This is a genomic window from Vibrio sp. 10N.222.48.A3 (assembly GCF_041475345.1).
Taxonomy (GTDB): Bacteria; Pseudomonadota; Gammaproteobacteria; order Enterobacterales; family Vibrionaceae; genus Vibrio; species Vibrio tasmaniensis_A.
The window spans coordinates 1-1,420 of the sequence record NZ_JBFRVX010001420.1 but is presented as its reverse complement, the minus strand read 5'-3'; the positions used below and the strand labels follow the sequence as shown (position 1 = coordinate 1,420).

The following is a 1,420-nucleotide window of genomic DNA, read 5'->3' as shown; positions in this document are numbered from 1 at the left end:
GTAAAAAACACTATCATGAGGCTTATGGAGCGATCATAAGACGAAAAATAAAGGCACTAAATGGCTTCGATGTCATATTCACCACCGATTCTCTGAGAGATATAAAGTCGATATCAAAGATTGATGGGAGGAAGGTGATTGTTTTTAGAAATGTCACAGATGGAAGCCTGAACCACCACCTAAAAGGTTTTGAAACATATACTTTTGATGAAGGTGATGCAGCAAAGTATGACTTTAAGCATATTTACCTACCTATGCCTCAACTAAAAATCATCGATGAGATAGAAAAATCGTCTGATTTCGATGTTTCTTTTGTCGGCGTGGATAAAGGAAGGAAAGAAAAGGTTCAGAAAATAAAAGGTGCATTAGATGGTTTTAAGTGCAATTTTATTGTTTTTGACAAGAAACCGTCTTATTCCTATGTTGAATACCTAACCGTGATGCTCAATACCAAATGTGTATTGGAAATGGTTCTTGATGGACAGACGTCTGATACTATGAGGGTTAAAGAAGCATTGTATGCTCGAAAAAAAGTAATCACGAATAATACGAGTCTTTATAATCATCCTTTATACTCAAAAGATAACTTTCTTATATTTGACTCTCTAAATGAACTTACTGGTAGTATGGAATACTTTATTTCTAGCGAGTTTGACGAATCAGTTTTGATTAAGCTTGAAGATTACACTGTTGATGGTTTTTATCACAAACTCCTATCTGGTAATGGCGAATAGACTCATTATGAAAAAAATCATACGCAAGATTAAGAAGCTAATATTCATTCGTGATCAAAAAAAACAGAAGAACTTCCTTTCTCGAAAATCAAACTTTACAGACACTCAATTTGAAGGCTGTAACTCTGTAGCAAGCGATTGTGATGTGAATGCTTCATATATTGGCTTCGGTACTTATATTGATACTCATTGTAATATGAACAATGTCAAAATAGGTCGTTTTTGCTCGATTGCTAATAATGTGAAAATTGTCCTAAATAACCACCCGATCAATGATTATGTGTCGACTCACCCTTGCTTTCATCGAGCAGATCATCGATTGATGCAGAAACAAGGATTGGATTTTAACAAAGGTACTATTTACTCGCATACTAAGTATGTTGAGGAGCATTATCAAGTTGTTGTTGGATCCGATGTTTGGATTGGTGAAGACGTGAAAATATTCCCAGGAGTGGCTATCGGGCATGGTGCAGTGATTGCAACAGGTTCTATTGTGACCAAAGATGTAGAAGCATTCAGTATTGTGGGCGGTGTTCCAGCGAAAGAGATTAAGAAGCGCTTTACTGAAGAGGAAAGGGAAGCTCTTTTAATGGAACAGTGGTGGGAATGGCCACTTGAAAAAATCAAAGAGCATCAAGGTGCCTTTATTAACATCAAAGATTTTAAGTTATTGATTAGTTAGAAAC

General features: G+C 35.9%; 2 protein-coding genes. Both read left to right on the top strand.

What is annotated here, in order from left to right; genetic code table 11:
* Positions 1-734: lipopolysaccharide biosynthesis protein (locus tag AB4653_RS26835; protein ID WP_372105752.1), on the top strand; the 734-nt coding region annotated here is incomplete at its 5' end.
* A gap of 7 nt (positions 735-741) precedes the next feature.
* On the top strand, positions 742-1,416 hold the full coding sequence (locus AB4653_RS26830) for a CatB-related O-acetyltransferase (protein WP_009847966.1): 675 nt from the start codon (positions 742-744) through the stop codon (positions 1,414-1,416).
* The last annotated feature ends 4 nt before the right edge of the window (positions 1,417-1,420 follow it).

What these genes read in the sequence shown, in the direction of transcription:
- AB4653_RS26830 (WP_009847966.1), top strand. Translation starts at nt 742, where the DNA reads ATGAAAAAAATCATACGCAAGATTAAGAAGCTAATATTCATTCGTGAT.